The sequence below is a fragment of the Yersinia sp. 1252 StPb PI genome, assembly GCF_048593885.1.
Taxonomy (GTDB): domain Bacteria; phylum Pseudomonadota; class Gammaproteobacteria; order Enterobacterales; family Enterobacteriaceae; genus Yersinia; species Yersinia enterocolitica_E.
The window spans coordinates 1-1090 of record NZ_JAZGQE010000395.1 but is presented as its reverse complement, the minus strand read 5'-3'; the positions used below and the strand labels follow the sequence as shown (position 1 = coordinate 1090).

Genomic DNA, 1090 nt, shown 5'->3' with positions numbered 1-1090 from the left:
GAACGTCAGGGCTATGACGCCAACAGTATCTACCGGGCAAAAAACCGCTTAACCGTGACCGCCAATCAGGGATTACCGGACGGCTGGGGCCAGATGTATATCAGTGGTTCTTTGCAGGATTACTGGAATAAAGGTGGCAGTGACCAGCAGTATCAGGTGGGTTACAGCAACAACTATAAAAGCATGACCTACGGTGTCAGCGTGAACCGCAGCCGCTCCGGGTTTGGCGAGATGCAAAATACTTATCTGGTCAGTATGAGTTTCCCATTAGGGCGTAATGACCAGCAGAACGTGCCGCAAATGCGACTGGAAATGAACCGCAATGGTCAGGGCAACTGGGGCGAACAGGCATCGGTTTCAGGCAGTGCCGGCGAGCAAAGCCAGTTCAGTTATGGGGCGACCGCCATGAACAGCAACGGCGGGTCGGGGGCCAGTGGCAGTGTCAATGGTCAGTACCGCGGTTCTAAAGCCACCAGTATGGCGTCTTACGGTGGCGGTCGCGACTATCAGAGTGGCTCGGTCGGCATTTCAGGCAGCATGATTGCCCACCCCGGCGGCGTGACATTAACGCCGTACAGCAGTGAGACCTTTGCGGTGGTGGAAGCGAAGGGCGCTGAAGGGGCTGAAGTGTCCGGTTACTCCGGCGTAAAAATTGACTCGCGGGGTTATGCCGTGGTGCCGTATCTGAGTGCCTATCAGATGAATGAGATAACCATCGATCCGAAGGGGACCTCTTATGACGTGGAGCTGGAATCCACCAGTCAGAAAGTGGCGCCGAATGCCGGAGCGGTGGTGATGGTGAAATATAAAAGTACCAAGGGCTATCCGATATTGGTCAATGCCACCCAGTCAGATGGCGAGCCGGTGCCGTTTGGGTCGCAAGTATTAGACACCAAAGGTCAGGTAGTGGGTTCTGTCGGTCAGGGTGGTCAGATTTATGCGCGGGTGAGCGAGGAGCGTGGCCGTTTGCAAGTCAGTTGGGGTGAAGGTACCGGCCAGCAATGTTACCTGAACTATATTCTGCCGCCGCAATTAGCCAACGGTAAAGCCAGCGCGATGATGCGGTTTACCTCGACCTGTGTGCCTCAGG

At 55.4% G+C, this 1090-nt stretch carries 1 protein-coding gene; it reads left to right on the top strand.

Features of this window, described 5'->3' with window-relative positions; all coding sequences use genetic code 11:
* A partial coding sequence (locus tag V2A85_RS23865) for a fimbria/pilus outer membrane usher protein (RefSeq protein WP_420072577.1) occupies positions 1 to 1090 on the top strand: 1090 nt, incomplete at both ends.